The 20,508-nt window shown below is 41.3% G+C and carries 21 protein-coding genes and 1 pseudogene; all 22 read right to left on the bottom strand.

All coding sequences use genetic code 11. The features are described from left to right. Window positions 1–17 precede the first annotated feature (17 nt). The 22 genes and pseudogenes from dprA to O3644_RS02410 all read right to left on the bottom strand — a co-directional run bounded on the left by dprA (window position 18) and on the right by O3644_RS02410 (window position 20,505). Window positions 18–860, bottom strand: a complete 843-nt coding sequence (gene dprA / locus O3644_RS02515; protein WP_371594972.1) for a DNA-processing protein DprA — start codon at window positions 858–860, stop codon at window positions 18–20. Between the two features lie 105 nt (window positions 861–965). Next, the gene (locus O3644_RS02510) at window positions 966–1,529 is read right to left on the bottom strand and encodes a sugar O-acetyltransferase (RefSeq protein ID WP_371594971.1); all 564 of its coding nucleotides are present in this window, start codon (window positions 1,527–1,529) and stop codon (window positions 966–968) included. Between the two features lie 29 nt (window positions 1,530–1,558). Continuing rightward, window positions 1,559–2,326, bottom strand: a complete 768-nt coding sequence (locus tag O3644_RS02505; RefSeq protein ID WP_371594970.1) for a ribonuclease HII — start codon at window positions 2,324–2,326, stop codon at window positions 1,559–1,561. Beyond that, window positions 2,313–3,164 carry a ribosome biogenesis GTPase YlqF gene (ylqF, locus tag O3644_RS02500; protein ID WP_371594969.1) on the bottom strand — a complete coding sequence of 284 codons (852 nt, stop codon included), beginning with the start codon at window positions 3,162–3,164 and terminating at the stop codon, window positions 2,313–2,315. The genes O3644_RS02505 and ylqF overlap by 14 nt, the downstream gene beginning before the upstream one ends. 105 nt (window positions 3,165–3,269) lie before the next feature. Beyond that, complete coding sequence (locus O3644_RS02495) at window positions 3,270–4,184, bottom strand: MBL fold metallo-hydrolase (protein WP_371594968.1); 915 nt, start codon at window positions 4,182–4,184, stop codon at window positions 3,270–3,272. Between the two features lie 3 nt (window positions 4,185–4,187). Then, a complete protein-coding gene (locus tag O3644_RS02490; protein ID WP_371594967.1) occupies window positions 4,188–5,300 on the bottom strand; it encodes an acyl-CoA dehydrogenase family protein in 1,113 nt (370 codons plus the stop codon). A gap of 11 nt (window positions 5,301–5,311) precedes the next feature. After that, a pseudogene (locus O3644_RS02485) lies at window positions 5,312–6,225 on the bottom strand (LysR family transcriptional regulator). 184 nt (window positions 6,226–6,409) lie between these two features. Further along, window positions 6,410–7,063: a 3-oxoacid CoA-transferase subunit B gene (locus O3644_RS02480; protein WP_005590348.1), complete on the bottom strand. Its 654-nt coding sequence runs from the start codon at window positions 7,061–7,063 to the stop codon at window positions 6,410–6,412. A 1-nt stretch (window position 7,064) separates the two neighbouring features. Then, complete coding sequence (locus O3644_RS02475; protein WP_048764400.1) at window positions 7,065–7,790, bottom strand: CoA transferase subunit A; 726 nt, start codon at window positions 7,788–7,790, stop codon at window positions 7,065–7,067. Between the two features lie 16 nt (window positions 7,791–7,806). Beyond that, window positions 7,807–8,586 carry an enoyl-CoA hydratase/isomerase family protein gene (locus O3644_RS02470; protein ID WP_005590351.1) on the bottom strand — a complete coding sequence of 260 codons (780 nt, stop codon included), beginning with the start codon at window positions 8,584–8,586 and terminating at the stop codon, window positions 7,807–7,809. A gap of 284 nt (window positions 8,587–8,870) precedes the next feature. Beyond that, complete coding sequence (locus O3644_RS02465) at window positions 8,871–10,049, bottom strand: acetyl-CoA C-acetyltransferase (RefSeq protein ID WP_048764398.1); 1,179 nt, start codon at window positions 10,047–10,049, stop codon at window positions 8,871–8,873. Between the two features lie 17 nt (window positions 10,050–10,066). Next, on the bottom strand, window positions 10,067–10,915 hold the full coding sequence (locus tag O3644_RS02460) for a 3-hydroxybutyryl-CoA dehydrogenase (protein WP_048764395.1): 849 nt from the start codon (window positions 10,913–10,915) through the stop codon (window positions 10,067–10,069). Between the two features lie 94 nt (window positions 10,916–11,009). Continuing rightward, window positions 11,010–12,218: an acyl-CoA dehydrogenase family protein gene (locus tag O3644_RS02455; RefSeq protein WP_005590354.1), complete on the bottom strand. Its 1,209-nt coding sequence runs from the start codon at window positions 12,216–12,218 to the stop codon at window positions 11,010–11,012. A 303-nt stretch (window positions 12,219–12,521) separates the two neighbouring features. Further along, window positions 12,522–12,860 carry an ATP cone domain-containing protein gene (locus O3644_RS02450; protein ID WP_005590355.1) on the bottom strand — a complete coding sequence of 113 codons (339 nt, stop codon included), beginning with the start codon at window positions 12,858–12,860 and terminating at the stop codon, window positions 12,522–12,524. A 15-nt stretch (window positions 12,861–12,875) separates the two neighbouring features. Beyond that, the gene (locus tag O3644_RS02445; protein WP_048764393.1) at window positions 12,876–13,376 is read right to left on the bottom strand and encodes a GNAT family N-acetyltransferase; all 501 of its coding nucleotides are present in this window, start codon (window positions 13,374–13,376) and stop codon (window positions 12,876–12,878) included. 224 nt (window positions 13,377–13,600) lie between these two features. Beyond that, window positions 13,601–14,200: a hypothetical protein gene (locus O3644_RS02440; RefSeq protein WP_048764390.1), complete on the bottom strand. Its 600-nt coding sequence runs from the start codon at window positions 14,198–14,200 to the stop codon at window positions 13,601–13,603. A 53-nt stretch (window positions 14,201–14,253) separates the two neighbouring features. Continuing rightward, window positions 14,254–15,189 (bottom strand): 4-hydroxy-tetrahydrodipicolinate synthase, encoded by a 936-nt coding sequence (gene dapA, locus O3644_RS02435; RefSeq protein WP_005590358.1) that lies wholly within the window; start codon window positions 15,187–15,189, stop codon window positions 14,254–14,256. A gap of 79 nt (window positions 15,190–15,268) precedes the next feature. Continuing rightward, window positions 15,269–16,345, bottom strand: a complete 1,077-nt coding sequence (locus O3644_RS02430; protein ID WP_048764386.1) for an aspartate-semialdehyde dehydrogenase — start codon at window positions 16,343–16,345, stop codon at window positions 15,269–15,271. A 548-nt stretch (window positions 16,346–16,893) separates the two neighbouring features. Further along, on the bottom strand, window positions 16,894–17,547 hold the full coding sequence (locus O3644_RS02425) for a DNA alkylation repair protein (RefSeq protein WP_148888994.1): 654 nt from the start codon (window positions 17,545–17,547) through the stop codon (window positions 16,894–16,896). Window positions 17,548–17,550: 3 nt separating this feature from the next. Then, window positions 17,551–18,162: a DUF5052 family protein gene (locus tag O3644_RS02420; protein WP_371594966.1), complete on the bottom strand. Its 612-nt coding sequence runs from the start codon at window positions 18,160–18,162 to the stop codon at window positions 17,551–17,553. Continuing rightward, window positions 18,159–18,701, bottom strand: coding sequence for a hypothetical protein (locus O3644_RS02415; protein ID WP_371594965.1), 543 nt, complete (start codon window positions 18,699–18,701; stop codon window positions 18,159–18,161). The genes O3644_RS02420 and O3644_RS02415 overlap by 4 nt, the downstream gene beginning before the upstream one ends. Window positions 18,702–18,834: 133 nt before the next feature. After that, a complete protein-coding gene (locus O3644_RS02410; protein ID WP_371594964.1) occupies window positions 18,835–20,505 on the bottom strand; it encodes a formate--tetrahydrofolate ligase in 1,671 nt (556 codons plus the stop codon). Between the last annotated feature and the right edge of the window lie 3 nt (window positions 20,506–20,508).

The following is a 20,508-nucleotide window of genomic DNA, read 5'->3' as shown; positions in this document are numbered from 1 at the left end:
CTATAGGAAAACTTGTTTTAGAATTGGAACTCAGATAGAACGTCAGAGCCTGATGTGATGCACTTTGCGCCCTCTTGAATCAAATGATGACAACCGTCAGATTTTCCATCTAAAATTGACCCCGGAATACCAAAGACATCCCGCCCCTCTTCCATTGCCCGCTCACAAGTAATCAGGCTGCCTGAGCGCATCTTGGCTTCTGCCACGATGACGCCTCGACAAAGACCTGCGATGATGCGATTTCGCTCTGGAAAATGGAATTTCAATGGCTGTTCACTCGGACCATACTCCGTCAGCAATAGATGATTTTTGCCAATATAAGCCTGCAGTTTTTGATTGGCCTTGGGATAGAAGACATCTAGTCCCGTCCCAATGACAGCAATAGTTTGGCCACCATTTTGCAGGGCAGCCATGTGGGCCACGGTATCAATCCCACGAGCCAAACCGCTGACGATAACCAGCTCATTATTCAACTCCTTGATGATTTTCTGCACAGCAGCATTGCCCTGCTTACTGCTGTCTCGACTACCGACAATGGCTATCTTGGGCATTTCTAGCAAGTTTAGATTTCCTTGATAAAATAGCAAAGTCGGTGCATCGTAAATCTCGCATAGATCCCAAGGATACACATCATCCAAGATTGAAAAGGACGGAAAACGTTCAAATTCTTCTTTCAAGGCTGGTAAATCAAGTCGCTTGTATTTTTCCATAAAGAGTGCGGGATTGCGACACTCAGAGACGACGGCCTTGTCTCGCAAAGATAGCTCTCCCTCTTTATTTTCTGCATATCTCAAGATATTTAAGACCTGTTGATTGCTTAAGCCAGCTTTTTTCATTTTATAAATTTCAAAATTATTCATTTTTATCACCTCACTTTCTTATTCGTAAAAAAGTTCAAAAAAAGAACTGCAATACAGTTCCTTGTTTCTTATTCGATTAATGCTTGAGAAAATGGTTGAGTTCTTCTATTCTTCATGAACAGGAATTTCCTTAATAATCTTAGCAGGATTGCCGGCTAGGACTACATTATCGCCGAATGATTTAGTCACCACTGAACCAGCTCCAACTACGACATTATCTCCCAGCGTCACGCCTGGCAGAATGGTTACACCACCACCAGCCCAGAAATTGTCACCAATCTTAATCGGCGCCCCGTATTCAATACCGGAATTTCGTTCCACTGGATCAAGCGGATGCAGCGGTGTCAAAAACTGGCAATTGGGCCCCAGCATGGCATTCTTTCCAATGGTAATAGGACAGACATCCAGCATGGTCAAATTCCAGTTGGAATAAAAATTCTCCCCCAAGTGAATGTTAACTCCATAATCACAGACCAAATCTGGATGCAACCACAGATTCTCCCCTGTACTGCCAAACCACTCCTTGGCGATAGCGCTACGTTTTTCAACATCTCGTTCTTGGTTAAAACGATACTGAAACTCTCGCGAGCGAGCAGCCAACGCTCTCAATTCAGGATCTTGAGGGCTGTAGTTCTCTCCTGCAATCATTTTTTGGTATTCGCTAGTCATACTTGTCTCCTCGTAACGATTAGGATTTCTTATGAATTTGTCATGGATTTGATCGGTTCAAAGCTTCTGCGGTGAATCGGTGTGACACCGCATTTTTCCAGTCCTTCCAGATGTAGCTTGGTGCCATAGCCGGCATTTTGGGCAAAGTCATAGCCTGGATAAACCTGATCAAAATCTGCCATCATCTTGTCCCTCGTCACCTTGGCTACGATAGAAGCCGCAGCGATGGACAGAGAATTAGCATCACCCTTAATAATGGACTGCTGGGGCAAGGGTAAGTCTAACTTCATCGCGTCAATCAAAAGGTAATCCGGATTTATCTTGAGCTGAGCTACCGCTTCTGTCATAGCTAGCTTGGTCGCTTCATAGATATTGATTCGGTCAATCGTTTGATTGTCCATAATGCCCAAGCCAACGGACAAAGCCTGATCTAGCACTGCTTGATAAATTTCCTCATGTTTTTTCTTCGGAATCTTTTTACTGTCATTCAGCCCTTTTATTTTGCAGTTAGGAGGCAGAATGACTGCTGCTGCAACCACTGGACCAGCTAAGGGACCTCGTCCAACTTCATCAATGCCAGCAATCGCCTGAAATCCTTGACTATAGAGTTCTTTTTCATAGCGCAGCATGTACTCTAGGCGTAAGTCTTCATCTAGCTCTGCTTGGATTTCTTTTTGGCGCTTGAGTAAGAGTTTTTGAACACCGCTTCGCTCATCCTGCTTCAATTCTTGAAAAAGCGGATCCTGCAAGTCAGAAACTTGAGCCAGTTGCTCTTGGATTTCCTTAATCGTGGCCATCCAATTCCTCCAATGTATCCAGTGTATAGCGACCTAAGCGCCCATCACGCACTTCCTTGACAAAGAGACTGTAAAAACGATCGTAGTCCTCTCTGAAGCCCAATTTCTGGGTCATATCCATAATCATATCTGGCGCTTCCAGCTCTAAATCCAGCTGCTTAAAGCGCTCCTGCAGTGCCTTGGGACAATGCTCTTTGAAATAATTGAGTCCGAAAATCGTGACCTCATCCATGGGCAGCAAATTGTCCTTGATAGCTCCCGTCAAAGCGAGTTTCAAAGCCACCATATCATCTTCAAATTTTGGCCAAAGAATACCCGGTGTATCTAGAATTTCCAAATCCTTATTGGACTTGAGCCACTGCTGACCTTTGGTGACCCCTGGTTTATTGCCGACTATCGCGATTTTCTTACCAGCCAGTCGGTTCATAAGCGTTGACTTTCCAGCATTGGGAATCCCGATAATCATGGTCCGCAGAGTCTCGATTTGAATTCCTCTTTCTCGCTGGCGAGCGAGCTTATCAGCCATCAATTTCTTAGCTGCTTCGGTCACTTTTTTGACTGCAGATTGCTCCTTAGAGTTAATGGCCAAGGTTTTGATTCCCTGACTTTCAAAATAGGCCTGCCATTCCTTGGTTAAGTTTGGATCCGCTAAGTCGGCCTTATTTAAAATCAATAATTTGGGCTTATCCCCAACAATTTTGGTCAACATAGGATTTTGACTGGACAAGGGCAACCTCGCATCCACCAAAATCGTCACAAAATCTACAAATTTAATACTTTCTTGAACCTGTCTCCGAGCCTTGGACATGTGCCCAGGAAACCATTGAATCGTTGCCATTAAAAACCTCTTTCTTACAATCTTCTAGTATCTCATTATACCAAAAAAATAGAGAATAAAATAGTAAAATCGCTCCCTCAAACTGACAGAAGCGATTCTCTATTCTTATAAAAATGACGGTTTGCGATCCTGTTTATCGGTGAATGGAACTCGCGGTTCACGAATCCTAGTCACATAATCAACAAATTCCTCGCCAGTCTGATCAAACTCAGCAACTGCGAAAAATTGATCGTGGTAAAAGAAAAATTTATAGTGGTTTTCAAAAGCTTCTTTGAGCCATTTGTCTTTGGCAACAATTGAGCGCATCGGATAATCATCTACTGCAGCAACCCACAGAGGTTTCCGATGAGCATGAGTCAGCACCAAATCAGCCATATGAATCATGGTTTCCTCGCCCTGTTTCAGTAAGATGATGCTGTGACCGTTACTGTGACCGCCTGTATGAACCATTTGAATTTCTGGAATGACGTTCAGATATTCAGTAAAAGTTTCAACCTGATCTTGGATTGGCTCCCAATTTTCCTTCAGATAAGTTCCCCTTGTCCGACTATTAGGATTTCGCATTTCGTACCATTCTATCTCATTTACAAAAATCTTTGCATTTGGGAATTTTGAAACAAGCTGATTGTTTTCATCTAGTCTAGTCAAACCGCCAGAGTGATCATGGTGCATGTGCGTCATTAAAATATGGGAAATATCTTCTGTTTTTAATCCCAAGAGAGCCAAGCTTTCTTCAACACGGCTCTCAGAAAGAATACCGAGATTGCGACGTTGTTTATCAGAAAGCTTAGCCGTATCAAAACTCGCATCAATTAAATAATTCTGCCCCTTGTATTGAATCAAAATCGGATCTGTTAGTTCAGCCATCATATTTTCTTCTGTTGTTGGATAATAACGTGACCAAACAACCTTTGGTACCGGGCCAAACAAGGTGCCTGCATCTGTGAGCTTATCCGCTCCACGCAACCAAGTCAGCTTCATTTCCCCAAACTGATACTCTTGTAATTTGAGTTCTGTCATCTTTTACTCCTTTAACCATCTTTCTGCGATTTCTTTTCTGATCGAATTTCCTGACCGTCCATAATTCTCAATAATTTCAGCATCTTTAAAATAGCGTTTGATATTCACATGATCAAATTTTTGTAAAGGCCCGATAAGACGGAGAATTTCATCTGTAACCTCTAGCGCTACCTTAGTCATATATAGCTTTATCCGTGCAACAAACTTGGAATCTTCTTCTATTTGATTAGGATAGGATGAGAAATAAGCATCTGCAGCACAAATTTTATTGTACAGATCTGCAAACTTGTACTGATGCAACTCAACATCCATCAGTCGCTTGCCGAATCCTCTTTTTACACGTGCAAACTCAAGACCCTTATGAAAAGCACCTTCGGCAACTCCTAAAGCAACCGCACTCAAGCCAAGTTGCATATTCTTTATGATATCATTAAATTGCTCATTTCCAGCCAAGACTCCGCCTAATAAAGCAGTTTCCGGCAGGTGTACATTATCTAAGGTAACAGAACTTAGTGGAAGTCCTAGTAAACCTTGCTTTTCTATCTGCTCACCAATGAGCACACCCGAAGCACTCGTCTCCACAATGAAGAAGCCGTAAGAATCAGGCTTTCCATCCTCCCTTACTTTGGCTAAGACCAAGAGAATGTCCGCAATGCTGCTATTTGACACTTTGGCTTTTTCTCCCGAAAGCTGCCAACCTGTCTCTGTCTTGATCGCATAGGTCTCCAAATCTGCCAAACTATTTAGATGTTTAGACTCAGAAAATCCAAGACCTGCTTTACAAGTTCCCTTTACCAACTTGTCCAGATAACGCTCTTTCTGTTGCCCCGTACCAAACTTCAAAATCGGATAAACACCATAACAACCTTGGGTCAGCAATATAGTTGAAAGAGCTGGAAACTCATTCGAAATGATTCGAATAGAGCTGATAAAATCAGAAGACAAAGCCTGATCGTCTTCTGACAAAATCGGTGAAAAAATAGCCAAATCCGTCGTCATTACTTCCCAAATCTCCTGAGGAAAGTCGACTGACTCATCATGATTTTTCATGTAGTCTCTAATAGCTGTATTTACATATGAACTCAATGCTGCTGTTTTAATACTGGACTTCATCATCAATTCTCCCTCTATGGATGTGGCTCAGAAAGAGGCTGATAATAACCTTTTAAAAGCTCTTCATATACGTATGCTTCTACCTCATTATAGTTTGCTTTATAAGGCCGACAGAACCAAATATTGAAAGGCACCGGATCCTTAAAGCGCACAACCCTGAATTTATTCTTATCGACAAAATACTCCAAAGGACGAGGTAAAAGTGCAATCATATCGTTTTGATAAGTTGACTCTATCAAGAAATCCCATGTCGATGATAAATAGGCAAAATTTGCTTTTATCTTTTTACTCTTTAATTTTTCAGTGATTAAATCGTAGGTTGTAAATGATTTATTAAAGGTTGCTAAACCGTACTGAGCGATATCTTTCCATTTCAACAATTCTTTGTTTGCCAAGGGATGATTCTTATCCATATAGGCCACGTATTCATCAACTTGAATGATATACTGTTCATATTTTTTGGATCCAGATTGGTAGGTTCGATTAATACTGCAAAATTCAGATCCCCTGCAACCAGCTTTTGACGTAATTCATTACTTCCATCCTCAGTAACTTGAATGTTGACTTGCGGATTGTCCTGTAAAAACTTTGGTAAAATACTAGAAAAATATACACGTAAAATCAATGACGGAATGCCCAAGTTAAAGGTACCTTTTTGTTTAAGAGCTTCCATATGAATCATTGATTGCATCTCTTCATGCCGGTTGACAATCTCTGTGGCAAAACGATAAATCTTACCACCAGCTTCCGTCAGACTCTCTAATCTTCCATTTCTGCGATTGAAGAGCTGGACTCCTTCCGTTGATTCAAAATTTGTGACAAACTGACTCAAGGCTGACTGGCTGATATGAATTTTTTTAGCTGCGATAGAAAGATTGCATCCACATTCGACGATATTGATAAAGTAAGTCATTTGAATTATATCCACTTTTCGTCTCCCATCTTTCAAATTTCACGAGGTAATTTGCCATAAATAAAACAACAACTGGCCCTCGAAACCATGATGACCAGTTGCTAGTATTCTGATTAAAAACTAATCATCGCTCAAGTTGTTATAAACACATAGTAACACACTTTCAGAGAAAGAGGAGATTAATTGCTTACTAACCTTATTAGATTGACATCGTTTTCAAGTCTTCTGAAACAATTACTTCTCCTGCTGTCTTTTCAAGAACTTCCTCTAGGGTAACGCCGGGAGCAAGCTCTTTCAAGAGGAACTTACCATCTTGGAAACCAAAGACAGCCAACTCTGTAATGACTAAATCAAGAACTCCTTTGGCAGAAAGTGGCAAAGTACACTCTGGCAGAAGTTTAGATTGGCCATCAGCAGTAGTATGCTGGATTGCACCGATAACACGTTTTGCTCCAACCAACAAGTCCATCGCTCCACCCATTCCTGGGGCAAACTTACCTGGAATAATCCAGTTGGCGATACTACCATCTTGACTTACTTCCAAAGCTCCTAGCACGGTCGCATCAACGTGTCCACCACGGATGATCGCGAAGGAAGTCTGCAAGTCAAACAATGCTGCTCCAGGTAAGAGAGTGATTGGCGCTCCACCAGAGTTTGCTAGGTTTGGATTGTAAGTATCTTTCGTTGGTGTTTCACCAAAGCGAAGCGCTCCATTTTCGGCCTGAAGAATAACGTTTACTCCCTCAGGAATATAGTCAGCAGATGCGTTTGGAATACCAAATCCTAGATTGACAACATCTCCATCTTTAAATTCTTGTGCAACACGTCTTGCAATAATTTCTTTTGCTTTCATATTAGTTCACCCCCGCCAATTTTTTAGTCTCTGTCCAAAGATCACCCATCATCTTATGGTGTTCTTCTGGAGTCAAGCTTTGGACGACATAGTCAACAAGGATGCCCGGAATATAAATATCGTTCGGATGAATTTCGCCAGCTTCAACAATTTCATTCGCTTCAACAATGACAATATCTGCTGCGAGTGCTAATTGCAAGGAAATGTTTTTCGTAGTGCCATCGATATACAAGTTGCCGTATTTGTCAGCTTTAGTCGCTTTGATTAAGGCAACATCAATTTTAAGTGGATCATAGACCAAGTATTCACGGCCATTACGCTCTACTTTTTCATAATCTTTTTCTAAGATTGTTCCGACTCCTGTCGGGGTCAAGACAGCTCCTAAGCCAGCTCCAGCTGCATGGAGACGCTCGACAACAGTTCCCATCGGTGTAAATTCGACTTCCATCTTCTTTTCAAAATACTCACGTTGAGCTGCTGCAGATGTTCCTACGTGGGCTGCAATATATTTTTTCACTTGGTGATTTTCACAAAGTCGTCCAACCCCAACTTCTTTACCAGGATGAGATGTTACCACCGATACCAAAGTCAAGTCTTGCTGGTTTTGTTTTACTAATTCTTCAATCAATTCAAAAGGTTCACCGACTCCGAGGAATCCAGAAATTCCAACAATATCACCAGATTTGACTTTAGAAATAGCTTCTGATAATGATACAACTGATTTCATGCTGATACCTCCTCTTTTACTTACGATTGAAAACAGCTTTGCGTTTTTCAACAAAAGCACGCATTCCTTCTAGTTTGTCTTCTGTAGAGAAAAGCAAGGCTTCTGCTTCTGTTTCCAGACGGATTGCATTTTTAAGAGGAAGTTCCGCACCAACTTGAATGACATGTTTTGCTTTTTCAACAGCTAACGGTGCATTCTTCATGATGGCTGCGGCTAATTCTTCAGCTGAAGACAACAATTCTTCAGCAGGAACCAGTTTGTTAAGAATACCTAAGTCATAGGCTTCTTGACCTTTCACTGTACGAGCAGTGAAGATAAGTTCTTTGGCACGGCTAGTTCCAATCAAGCGAGACATCCGTTGAGTACCAGCAAATCCTGGAATAATACCCAAGCCAACTTCTGGGAAGCCAACCACTGTTTTTTCAAATCCAATACGGATATCTGTTGAAAGTGCTAGCTCCATACCACCACCGAGTGCATAACCATTGATGACTGCAATCGTTGGTTGGCGTAAATCTGAAAGGCGAGTAAATGTATCATTTGCAAATGTCATGTATTCAAAGGCTTGAATAGGTGACATCAAATCCATTTCCTTGATGTCTGCTCCGGCGACGAATGCTTTTTCTCCTGCTCCAGTTACGATGACAACGCGAATTTCTTCGCTTTTCTCAACTTGATCAAGAACTTCATTCAAATCAGCCAAAACTTGAGAACTCAAGGCGTTCAAAGCTTCAGGACGGTTGATAGTGATATATCCAATCCCATTTTTAACTTCTAATAAAACAGTTTTACTCATTTTTATGCTCCTACTTATAAAATTGAATGACTAAGTATGGTGTCAACAAATACTTAAACCACAAATGTAAGAGCTTACATTCTTATGATATACCATTTCTCACACTTCGTCTACTTAATCATCATTTATGAATCAATAAGCTAGGCTTATAGTTTTGATATTCAAATTAATTTTTTGAAAAATAAAACAAGCCCTATCAAGGCTTGCTTGCAAAAAAACAGCTCATCGATAGGACTTGTTTATATAGTAGAAGCAAATGGAAAACTTCAAAAATGAACTAGATTCTAGCGTTCTACGATGACCGCTGTACCCATACCGCCACCGATACAAAGGGTAGCAAGACCACGTTTAACATCACGTTTTTGCATTTCGTGCAAAAGTGTTACCAAAATACGGCAGCCTGAAGCACCGATTGGGTGACCAAGAGCAATCGCACCACCATTTACATTGACTTTTTCAGGATCAAGATTCAGTTCTTTACCAACGGCACATGCTTGCGCTGCAAATGCTTCATTGGATTCAACCAAATCTAAATCTTCCACTGTAAATCCGCCTTTTTCAAGGGCTTTGCGAGATGCGTAAATCGGGCCACAACCCATAATTTTTGGATCTAGTCCAGCGCTTGCGTAAGATTTGATCGTTGCCAAAACTGGAACGCCCAATTCTTTAGCCTTATCAGCACTCATAACAACCACTGCTGCTGCACCGTCGTTGATACCTGAAGCATTACCAGCAGTTACGGTACCATCCTTCTTGAACACTGGACGCAATTTTCCCAATCCTTCAAGAGAAGCATCTTTTCTTGGGAATTCATCTGTATCAAATACGATAGGATCGCCTTTACGTTGCGGAATTTCAACAGGAACAATTTCTTCTTTGAAACGACCAGCTTCGATCGCTGCAACTGCACGTTTTTGAGATTGCACAGCAAAGTTATCTTGGTCTTCACGTGTAATGCCATATTGTTCAGCAACGTTTTCAGCTGTAATTCCCATATGGAAGGATTCAAAGGCATCTGTCAAGCCATCACGAAGCATAGTGTCTACTACTTGGGAGTCTCCCATACGGGCGCCCCAACGTTGGTTTGGAAGGACATAAGGAGCTTGGCTCATGTTTTCAGCCCCACCGGCTACAACGATATCAGCATCTCCACACAATACAGCTTGAGCCGCCAATTGAACTGCTTTCAAACCAGAGCCACAAACTTTGTTAATAGTGAAAGCTGGAGAAGTTACTGGGACACCTGCGTTGACACTCATTTGACGAGCTACGTTTTGACCAAGACCTGCACCCAGAACATTCCCCATGATAACTTCATCAACTTGTTCTGGTTTCAAATTTGCTCGTTCAATAGCACTTTTAATAACTAAACTACCTAGATCAACAGCCGAAACATTTTTTAAAGTTCCACCAAAAGAACCTAAAGGTGTGCGGACTGCTGCTACAATAACTGCTTCTTTCATTTCTTGCTCCTTATATCTTAATATTTAAAGAATCCTTCTTTAGTCTTGCGACCAAGCTTACCAGCTTCAACCATCTTCTTCAGAAGTGGAGCAGGACGATACTTAGGATCTCCAAATCCATTGTTTAACACTCCCATGATAGCCAAGCAGACATCAAGACCGATCAAGTCAGCCAATGCCAATGGGCCAATTGGGTGATTAGCACCTAGTTTCATTGCTTCGTCAATTTCTTCCGCTGAAGCAACACCTTCACCTAAGATGAAAATAGCCTCATTGATCATTGGAATCAAGACGCGGTTCACAACAAAACCATAAGAATCTTTCACATCTACAGCTGTTTTACCGATTTTTTCAGTCAATTCACGAACAGCTTTGACAACTTCATCTGACGTTTGAAGCGCACGGATAACTTCAACCAATTTCATAACTGGTGCTGGGTTGAAGAAGTGCATACCAATAACACGTTCTTGATGAACTGTCGCAGCTGCAATATCAGTAATAGATAGAGATGAAGTGTTTGAAGCCAAAATAGTTTGAGGGTCAGTCAACTCATCCAACTGTTTAAAAATGCTCAATTTGATGTCGCGATTTTCAGTAGCCGCTTCAATAACCAATTGAACATGTTTAGCATCTTCATAAGATGTAGAAGGAATCAGATTTGCCAAAATGCTGTTTTTATCTTCTTCTGACAAACGACCTTTTTCAACAGAACGAGATAATTGCTTAGTAATACCATCCAGCCCTCTTTGAACAAACTCTTCCTTGATGTCATTGAGATAAACTGTGAAACCTGATTGAGCAAAGACTTGTGCAATACCGCTTCCCATTTGACCTGATCCGATAATCATAACTTTTGAAATACTCATTTTTTTCTCCTATTTACTATCAAAATATAAACTTCAAAAAGAAAGAATCGGAACGATTACTAGCAAATGCTGAGCAATCGTTCCAAATTCATTATTATACAAATGCTCCAATACCAGTAATTTCACGGCCTACGATCAAAGCATTCACTTCATGAGAACCTTCATAGGTGTAGATTGCTTCAGCATCTGCAAAGAAGCGAGCTACATCAGTTTCAAGAGTGATTCCGTTACCACCACACGTTTCACGTGCAAGTGCAACTGTTTCACGCATTACCAATGAGTTGTGCATCTTAGCAAGTGCAGAGTTCAACATCAATTCATTACCTGCTTCTTGCATTTCAGCAATACGAGCTGAGTATGAAAGTACTGCCACTGCGTTAGCTTGCATTCTAGCCAATTTTTCTTGTACGATTTGGAATGCAGCAATTGGACGTTTGAATTGTTGACGATCTTTAGCATACTTAAGAGCTGCTACGTATGAGCCACAAGTGATAGCAGTTGCAATGTGAGCAACGTCAGCACGAGTGAATGTCAAGATGCGAGCTACATCGCCAAATCCATTGATGTTTACCAAACGGTCTGAATCTGGAACCTCAACGTTCTTCATAGTAATGTGTCCATTACGTACGCAACGAAGAGCTGTTTTGTGAGGGATTGGTTCTGCATGATATCCAGGAGCGCCTTTACGAACGATGAAACATTTTACTTTTCCATCTTCAACGTCGCGAGCAAATACTGGAACCACATCAGCTGTATCTGATCCACCGATCCAACGTTTTTCTCCGTTCAAGATCCATTTATCGCCAACACGCTCAGCTGTTGTTGCAAGACCTCCAGCAATGTCAGAACCTGACAACGGTTCAGTCAAAGCGAAACATCCTTGCCAGTCAAATGCAGCTAATTTAGGAAGGAATTCTTTTTGTTGACGCTCGTCACCACCAAGCAAGACTGTATTGTAGCAAAGTCCACCATGAACTGTGAAGAAAGTCGCTATAGACGCATCGAAACGGCCTAATTCCAAATACAAGAATGCGATGTAAAGTTCTGATGGTTTGTAGTTGCCTTCGCGACCTTCGAACAATTTAGGGTTGTTCATGATTTGAGCGCCTTTAGCAACTGCATAGAATTCTTCAAATGGGAAATCAGGCGCTTCCCAATATTCATTAATGACTGGACGAAGATGTTTTTCAATCAAACGACGAGTTTCTTGTAATACTTCCGCTTCTCCCAATGTCAAGCCATCGGCATAGTGGAAAAGATCCTCAGGGTATAGTTCACGTAAAATTTCTTCTTTAGTTGCCATTTTATTGACTCCTTTTGTCTAGTTTTTATTTATATAAGAGCGCTTTCATTTTTGTAGCTCAGTATTTGTTGACGCTTTCATTTTATATCTAATATGTTATGATGTCTACTTAAGAAAGATTAAGAAGAGCATAAGTCCAGATTATACATATTGATTTTACTGGCTTTGAAAGGTCTTTTTCTAATAAAAACTAGGAAAAAATCTTTGAATACGGTTACAAATTTTGAAGAGAAATCTACTTTGAACTGAATTTTTATATTGAGTTTTGAAAAAGAAAAAGCCCATCTGGGCCTTTCAGCATTGTTATCGGATTTGCTCAAAATGCAAATGGACAGCGATATGGTCACCGTAACCACTACGCTCCAAATCACGCTGCAAGCGGTAGGAAATATAATGCTCAGCAATAGTGATATAGCCTGCTCCCAAGAGACGGTTTTCAACCATAGACTGAATCATACTGATAGTGGCACGCTCAACCTTGGCTTCTTCCAGATCTAATGCGACTTTTTTTGTGACCAAGGCTAGATTTTGACGGAGGTCGTCTGTCAAGACATAAACAGTTTGAGCTGCTTTTAATACCGCTTGATAGATTTTATCTGGGTCAAAGTCAACGACTTCCCCACTGCGTTTAATAACTTTCATAAGATACTCCTTTATTTATATATTTCTGATATAGTGTAAATCTCTGACTTGACTGCTATCAATCCAATTTTCAGTGGCAGACTCGAAGACAAAACCCTCTTTTTCATAAAATGGAAGACCGATAGCATTTCCTTCAGTTACTGTAACGGCTTGTTCTCTTGCCTGATATTGTGACTTTTGATAGCTTGTCAAGGTCTCCAGTAACTCATGACCGACTCCCAAACGTTGAGCCTGCGGCAAGACGTAGAGAACATAAACATTGGCTCTACCGTCCTCGCTCATTCCACCACCAATACAACCAAGCACTTGCCCATTTACTGCTGCCAGCCAATAGCCATTCCACTCAGGAGAAAGTTCAGTCAAGTCCTTATATAAACGTTCCTTGCTATAGAAAATGTCAAACACTCGCTCTATGTAAGAAGAGGAATAAATATCTTTATAGGTAGTCAGCCAAGTTTCTCTACATATTTTTTGGATGAGTTGCCAATCAGCCTTGCTTGCCTTACGAACCTGCATTATCATCACCTCTCAAGCGATAACTTATACTATCATTATACAATTTTTTCTTGTTTTTTTCAAAAAGAATGAAACATTTAGAAAAAGACTGCAGAGATGAGCCGAGCCTCTATCCTTAGAATGTTGTCTAACGTTTGAGGCGCCATTCAACTGCAATCCTTTTGAAATATTTTTTAGAGAACTATAAATATTAGTTCTTTTAGATCAAGCTAATAATACATATACTATATATCACTTTGCTCTAATACAATGTCTTGTTTCTTGTAACGATATTGCATTCTCCAATGATTTTCAGACACTTCTTCTAATTTCAGAGTTTTGTTAATCTTATTAAAAGGCAATTTCTCTTCCTCAACTTTCTTTAGGAGCTCAACTAATAAATCACCCCCAGCGTTTAGAGAAATCAAACTATCATCCTCACTATCGTATTGAAGCAAAACTTTCTTCGTTGGTTTGTGGATGACATTATAAAGATTAAAAGCCCTTTTAATGTCAAAATTCTTCTCTTTGTCTGCTATCATTGACACAGTATGTAACTCTAATCGACCAATTTTAAACGCTCCAAAAAGACTGACAACAATCCCTAATCCAGCAAGTGTTTCCCAGATGAGAGAGAAAAGTTTTAAATCCCAATCTGTTATAAGGTTAAGAAGTAGGTAAAGAGCCCCCAAACCAAACCCTAACAAAATTAGACCTGCGCCATAAAAACTTGCCTTATCACCAGTTCGAATAATTGGCTTGTCGTAAACTCTCTTCCCCTCAAGCTTTTCCAGACTGCGCCTTGCCTTATACTCCTCGATTCGTTGACTATGCTTTTCTGACATATTATTTCATCACACCTTACTTATCTATATAAGCTCTAAACCAAAATTGCCGATCAATAATCTGGTCTCAAGACACCTTTAACAGTCTCTTTCGTCGCTTCATAGTCGCCATCAACCACGACCTTGATAATTCGCTTAGCATCTTCCTCAGGAGCTGGAACAAGCGGTAAGCGGGTTGGACCAGCTGCAAATCCCATGTAATTAAGCACAGCTTTGACTGGAGCTGGGCTTGGGTAAGAGAAAAGCGCATTGACCTTAGGGATAAATTTCCGTTGGATAGCTGCTGCTTTTTTGATGTCATTGTGCTCAATAGCATCCAACATTTCAAACATTTCATCACCGTTTGTGTGAGAAGCAACAGAAATAACACCATCAGCCCCCAGATTCATAGCATGAAAGGCATCACCATCCTCACCAGTGTAAATCAGGAACTCCTCTGGACGATGTTCAATCAGATAGGCCATATTAGCCAGACTGGTACATTCCTTCACGCCGATAATATTTGGGTGTTCTGCCAGTCTCAGCATGGTCTCAGGCGTCATCTCAACTACTACCCGTCCTGGGATATTATAGATAATGATCGGCAGGTTTGAAGCATCCGCAATGGCTTTAAAATGCTGATACATGCCTTCTTGAGACGGTTTATTGTAATAGGGAACAATGGCCAAACCAGCCGCAAAACCACCAAATGCATCTACTTCTTTGACAAATTCGATGGAGTCGCGCGTTTCATTAGTACCAACACCAGCTATCAAAGGAACGCGACCCTTGACAACTTTTTGAACAGCTGCAAATAATTCCAACTCTTCATCGTGGGTCAGGGTTGGACTCTCTGCAGTTGTCCCAGCCAGCAAAATCCCATCCGTATGGTGAGCCAAAAGATGCTCAATCAAGTCTGGAATGGCTTCAAAATTGATGGAGCCATCTTCATGAAAAGGCGTAATGAAAGCTGTGATGATTTTACAATTCTTTAAATCTGCGTATGCCATAAACTTACCTCTCTTTGTATGAAAAGAGGATTGAATGACAGAAATTCAATCCTCGACCTGTCACGTATTTTCAGACAGTTTATTTTAATTCAAAAACAACTTCTTCCGTCGGACGGACCAAACCACGCTCATGAAGAGTTTCAGCAATTTGGACAGAATTCCAAGCAGCACCTTTGAGAAGGTTGTCTGAAACGACCCACATATGGATTCCTTTTTCTGCATCCAAGTCTTTACGAATACGACCTACAAAAGTATCGCGTGAACCAACTGCATTGATGGCTTGCGGATAGACTTGGTGAGCTACATCATCCTCAAGAACTGCACCTGGAAAGGCTGCAATAGCTGCTTTCACTTCTTCAATTGGTGCTACTTCTTTTGTTTCGATGTAAACAGACTCAGAGTGAGCTGACAAGACGGGAATACGCACACATGTTGCAGATACTGCAATGCTGTCATCTTCCATGATTTTCTTAGTTTCCTTAGTCATCTTCATCTCTTCGTATGTGTAATCATTGTCAGTGAAGACATCGATTTGTGGAAGAGCATTAAAAGCGATAGGATAGTGTTTCTTGTCACCACCTGAAGGCAAGATTTCCGCATGCAAATCACGAGGATTCACACCATCATTCAAAACTTCGCGAAGCTCACGTTGCGTTTCAAGAATAGCTCCCATACCGGCACCAGAAACCGCTTGATAGGTAGAAACAATGATACGATCCAAGCCCCATTGCTGACGGACTGGCTCCAAGGCCACCATCATTTGGATTGTTGAACAGTTAGGGCAGGCGATAATCCCTTTATGCTGATCTAGTGCATGAGCGTTGACTTCTGGAACAACTAGAGGCACATCAGGATTTTGGCGGAAATATGAGGTATTGTCCACTACGACTGCACCAGCTTTAACTGCATACGGAGCATATTTTGCTGAAGTAGAGCCACCAGCTGAGAAAAGAGCGATATCTACACCTTCAAAGGCAGTTTCTGTTGTTTCTTCGATAGTGACATCTTGTCCCTTGAACTGAAGAACCTTACCAGCTGAACGAGCAGAAGCCAAATAACGAATCTTGTCAATTGGAAGTGTTGATTCTTCCAGCATTTTAATCATTTGAGCGCCAACAGCACCAGTGGCACCAACTACAGCAACTGTATATCCCATACAATCCACCTCTGAATTTTCTAAAAATTTTGTATATTCTAGTATTATACTATTTTTAAGGAAAAATGCAAATATTTCTAAAGGATTATGTCCTTATTTTGTTGAAATATGCAGCTCTCACAATGCTGACCTCCTCAATATCAATGTCTTCTAAGCTCGGCTGCGACTAAGAATATTGCCTCTCTAAGCGAACTACCAAGGTTTACAGTTTTGTCCATGAGAACCAAACTGTATCCACTGCTCTAAGACTTGACTTCGTCAAGAGCAATAGCACTCACGACGTCGACCGTCTCAGTATCAATGTCTCTAGGATCAGCTTCGACCAATGGTCTCGCCAATCTAAGAGACATAGAAAAATCCCCAATCCGTAGACTGGGGATAGGGGCACTTTCGTGTGATCAGCAGGTTCACACAACTGATCAAGGTCCGCTCCTGCGTTACGACCTCCCATGCTTCAATTTGCAGAAAATCTGCATATCGACTCATCGCACCTATCTATCATAAGCTATAGCGTAGAAAATGTCAAGCTATAAAGATTAGTAAAACCATCACAGATACTTACTTCCCTCTCGAATACTAAGTGCAGCCATTTCTGTCTGATGCCGTTCGATAAAAGCTCTGACCCAGTCTGGATTGGTTTTGGAATAATCTCTCAGCGCCCAGCCGATGGCCTTGTTAATAAAGAATTCTGTTCGGCCTAGATTATTCACTAAAATTTTCTCCAAGAGCTCTGTGTCTGTTTTCTCTTTTCGCAGCAACTGATGGTCAATAGCCAGGCGCCGTAGCCAGATATCCTCGTCACGACTCCAAGTTAAAATAATCTCTTTTGTTTCTGGGAATCGAGCAATAATTGATCCAACCAAACGATCTAAAAAGTCAATAGTATCCCACCAAGATTTTGTCTGGGCTAACTTTTTCAAATGTGGCAAATCAGATGGGGTCAAGAGCTTCTTGCGAATTTCCAGATAATCTAGCGCGGCATACTGTAGTTCTCGATAAGGATTATTCCAAGCTTCATTTATAAAATTCCAGTCAATAACAGAGTCAGTCTGCTGTTTGAAAAAAGCCTTTGCGAGTTTCCTCCTAGCTGGAGTCTTAACTCCTAGAAACTCAAATTTATTTTTCATATAGGCTTTCATAGCCGCCGCATCGTCAGGGTTAGCTACAGCTTTCAGATTTTCAAGTAATTCCTCTACATCCATAGCTTACTCCAGCAATTCACGGTCGTAAATAGTGTAGTCACAGCGATAAATCACGAGGCGCTTGCCGTCAATCAGCAACTCAGAGGTTTTGGGAGCATCGGATTTATCTAGAGAAACACGGTCGCCAGCATAGGCAGCCAACGGAGTCCCGTTTTGAGAGCGAATCAGAATGACCTTCTTCTTGCCGTTAAAGTCGTTTTTGAAAGCAGAAATCATACGATTTAAAACAGGGACTGCATGACTATTCTCCTCAACATCTGCAGTCTTTTGATATTGAGCAAAGACATCTTTCAAGCCCTTTTCTTCTGCAATCAAGGAAGAGCCCACATGGTCAATCTCATACTTACCCAAGGTTATTTTGAGCACAGAAGAATCTTCCTTGGAATTTCCTTCCGCATCAACTGAATCAAACTCCTCGTTACGCGAGATGGATAGGGACTTGCCCGACATCTTGTCGATGAGTTGAGAATTTTCATCGTAGGTCCGAACTGTCATCTCTAAACCAATCCATTCCTCTTTGGCATTTTTGAACCAATTTTCAACGGCCTGACAACCGGTCAAGGTCAAAAGACCAATACTCAAAAGAGCTATTAATAGGTATTTCTTTTTCATCATTTATGCTCCATATTTTTTTCGTATAAGGAAATTTCTTTTGCAATTTGCGATTTGGCTGCTTTTCCCGTCAATAATAACTTGAGAGGCCTCATCACTTGCAGTCCTAGGCCACCCATTGTATAGTAAGACAAGCGATAGTAAAAATAATTTACAAATTCAATGATGGCAAACAACCAAAGTAAAACTCCAATAATGATATTACTGCTACTACTCACTCTAAAAGACCAGATCCAAATCGGTATATATGCAAGCAGCATCATAAAATCCAGCGCTTTTAACCCTTTATAAAGAGGTGCAAGCAGTTGAGTTTTCAGGGCCTTCTTCTTTTGGATTCGTCTTAAACAGTTAAGCCAATAGAGGGAACCTTGAACCAATATCAGATTAAGAATTAACAGTGGAAAATAAAGGACGGCGCTGGATGTAGCAAATCGAGTCTCTGGTTTCGTATACAGAACATACACGATACAGAACAACACGACACTTATCGATTCCCCTGAGGCCAAAGAAATTAATTCCTGTTTGAGATTTCTTTTTTTCAATGTTCATCCTCCTATGAGCAAAAACTAGGTGATGGGAATATGGCTTTATTATATCAAAATATCTGGAATTTAAGTCTAAAAAAGAGAGGTCAGACTCTGTTCAACCCAACCTCTTCTTATATATTAAATTCAATTAGAACAGACCAATCGCTGTACCATCGGCTGCCACATCCATATTGAGTGCTGCAGGACGTTTTGGTAGGCCTGGCATGGTCATGACATCTCCTGTCAAAGCCACGATAAAGCCTGCCCCAAGTTTTGGTACCAATTCACGAATGGTAATTTCAAAGTTTTCTGGCGCACCCAAAGCAGCAGGATTGTCTGAAAAACTATACTGTGTTTTGGCCATACAGATTGGCAGCTTGTCCCAGCCATTCTTGACAATTTCCCGAATCTGAGTCTGTGCTTTTTTCTCAAAGTTTACTTTTGAACCGCGATAGATTTCAGTGACAATTTTCTCGATCTTCTCTTCGATAGTTGAGTCATTGTCATAGAGACGAGTGTAGTGTGCTGGACTTTCGTCAATGGTTTTGACAACAGTCTCAGCTAGAGCCACACCGCCTTCAGCACCATCAGCCCAGACACTAGCAAGCTCAACAGGTACCCCGATTTCTGCACAGAGTTCCTTAAGCGTAGCAATTTCAGCTTCTGTATCAGAGACAAATTCATTGATAGCTACGACTGCTGGAATACCGAACTTACGGATATTTTCAACGTGACGTTTGAGATTGTCAAAACCAGCTCTGACCGCTTCTACATTTTCTTCTGTAAGGGCATCCTTAGCCACGCCACCATTCATCTTGAGCGCACGCAAGGTTGCCACAATCACGACTGCATCTGGAGAAGTTGGTAAGTTCGGAGTCTTGATATCGAGGAATTTCTCAGCACCAAGGTCAGCACCAAACCCTGCTTCAGTTACTGTATAATCAGCCAAGCGCAGCGCTGTGCTAGTCGCCAAAACAGAGTTACAACCATGAGCGATATTGGCAAAAGGTCCACCATGAACAAAGGCTGGTGTTCCATAAATGGTCTGTACCAGATTTGGCTTAATTGCATCTTTCAAGACTAATGCCAAGGCTCCTTCTACCTCAAGGTCACGGACATAGACAGGTGTACGATCATAGCGATAGCCAATAACGATATTGGCCAAACGCCTTTTCAAATCTTCAATATCCGTAGCCAAGCAAAGAATCGCCATAATTTCAGAAGCGACTGTGATATCAAAACCATCTTCGCGTGGAATACCGTTAACTGGACTTCCTAATCCAATCGTTACATGGCGAAGGGCCCGGTCATTCAGGTCAACCACCCGTTTCCAGATAATGCGACGTTGATCGATTCCCAGAGCATTTCCCTGATGAAGATGATTGTCAATGAGAGCAGACAAGGCATTATTAGCAGTCGTAATGGCGTGCATGTCACCAGTAAAATGTAAGTTAATATCTTCCATCGGTAGGACTTGCGCGTGACCGCCACCAGCTGCTCCTCCTTTGATCCCCATCACTGGTCCCAAGGACGGTTCGCGAATGGCAATCATCGTTTTCTTGCCAATTTTGTTGAGTGCATCAGCTAATCCAATGGTAATGGTAGACTTACCTTCTCCTGCTGGCGTTGGATTGATTGCTGTTACCAAGATCAGCTTGCCGACAGGATTTTTCGCTACTTCACGAATTTTGTCAAAACTGAGTTTGGCCTTGTACTTTCCGTACAGCTCCAAGTCGTCATAATCAATGCCAATCTTTTTTACCACATCCACAATGGGCTGTAATTCAACACTCTGAGCAATTTCGATATCTGTTTTCATTAA

Origin of the sequence: Streptococcus sp. 27098_8_113, assembly GCF_041432545.1 — a bacterium.
GTDB lineage: Bacteria > Bacillota > Bacilli > Lactobacillales > Streptococcaceae > Streptococcus.
The sequence above is the reverse complement of the archived record's forward strand: the minus strand, read 5'-3'. Positions and strand labels throughout refer to the sequence as shown.

What these genes read in the sequence shown, in the direction of transcription:
- O3644_RS02410 (WP_371594964.1), bottom strand. Translation starts at nt 20,505, where the DNA reads ATGAAAACAGATATCGAAATTGCTCAGAGTGTTGAATTACAGCCCATT.
- O3644_RS02445 (WP_048764393.1), bottom strand. Translation starts at nt 13,376, where the DNA reads ATGCAGGTTCGTAAGGCAAGCAAGGCTGATTGGCAACTCATCCAAAAA.
- O3644_RS02440 (WP_048764390.1), bottom strand. Translation starts at nt 14,200, where the DNA reads ATGTCAGAAAAGCATAGTCAACGAATCGAGGAGTATAAGGCAAGGCGC.
- O3644_RS02480 (WP_005590348.1), bottom strand. Translation starts at nt 7,063, where the DNA reads ATGAAAGCAAAAGAAATTATTGCAAGACGTGTTGCACAAGAATTTAAA.
- O3644_RS02495 (WP_371594968.1), bottom strand. Translation starts at nt 4,184, where the DNA reads ATGACAGAACTCAAATTACAAGAGTATCAGTTTGGGGAAATGAAGCTG.
- O3644_RS02470 (WP_005590351.1), bottom strand. Translation starts at nt 8,586, where the DNA reads ATGAGTAAAACTGTTTTATTAGAAGTTAAAAATGGGATTGGATATATC.
- O3644_RS02510 (WP_371594971.1), bottom strand. Translation starts at nt 1,529, where the DNA reads ATGACTAGCGAATACCAAAAAATGATTGCAGGAGAGAACTACAGCCCT.
- O3644_RS02430 (WP_048764386.1), bottom strand. Translation starts at nt 16,345, where the DNA reads ATGGGATATACAGTTGCTGTAGTTGGTGCCACTGGTGCTGTTGGCGCT.
- dprA (WP_371594972.1), bottom strand. Translation starts at nt 860, where the DNA reads ATGAATAATTTTGAAATTTATAAAATGAAAAAAGCTGGCTTAAGCAAT.
- O3644_RS02475 (WP_048764400.1), bottom strand. Translation starts at nt 7,790, where the DNA reads ATGAAATCAGTTGTATCATTATCAGAAGCTATTTCTAAAGTCAAATCT.
- O3644_RS02425 (WP_148888994.1), bottom strand. Translation starts at nt 17,547, where the DNA reads ATGGATGTAGAGGAATTACTTGAAAATCTGAAAGCTGTAGCTAACCCT.
- O3644_RS02455 (WP_005590354.1), bottom strand. Translation starts at nt 12,218, where the DNA reads ATGGCAACTAAAGAAGAAATTTTACGTGAACTATACCCTGAGGATCTT.
- O3644_RS02420 (WP_371594966.1), bottom strand. Translation starts at nt 18,162, where the DNA reads ATGATGAAAAAGAAATACCTATTAATAGCTCTTTTGAGTATTGGTCTT.
- O3644_RS02505 (WP_371594970.1), bottom strand. Translation starts at nt 2,326, where the DNA reads ATGGCCACGATTAAGGAAATCCAAGAGCAACTGGCTCAAGTTTCTGAC.
- dapA (WP_005590358.1), bottom strand. Translation starts at nt 15,189, where the DNA reads ATGGCATACGCAGATTTAAAGAATTGTAAAATCATCACAGCTTTCATT.
- O3644_RS02450 (WP_005590355.1), bottom strand. Translation starts at nt 12,860, where the DNA reads ATGAAAGTTATTAAACGCAGTGGGGAAGTCGTTGACTTTGACCCAGAT.
- O3644_RS02460 (WP_048764395.1), bottom strand. Translation starts at nt 10,915, where the DNA reads ATGAGTATTTCAAAAGTTATGATTATCGGATCAGGTCAAATGGGAAGC.
- O3644_RS02490 (WP_371594967.1), bottom strand. Translation starts at nt 5,300, where the DNA reads ATGATGAAGTCCAGTATTAAAACAGCAGCATTGAGTTCATATGTAAAT.
- ylqF (WP_371594969.1), bottom strand. Translation starts at nt 3,164, where the DNA reads ATGGCAACGATTCAATGGTTTCCTGGGCACATGTCCAAGGCTCGGAGA.
- O3644_RS02465 (WP_048764398.1), bottom strand. Translation starts at nt 10,049, where the DNA reads ATGAAAGAAGCAGTTATTGTAGCAGCAGTCCGCACACCTTTAGGTTCT.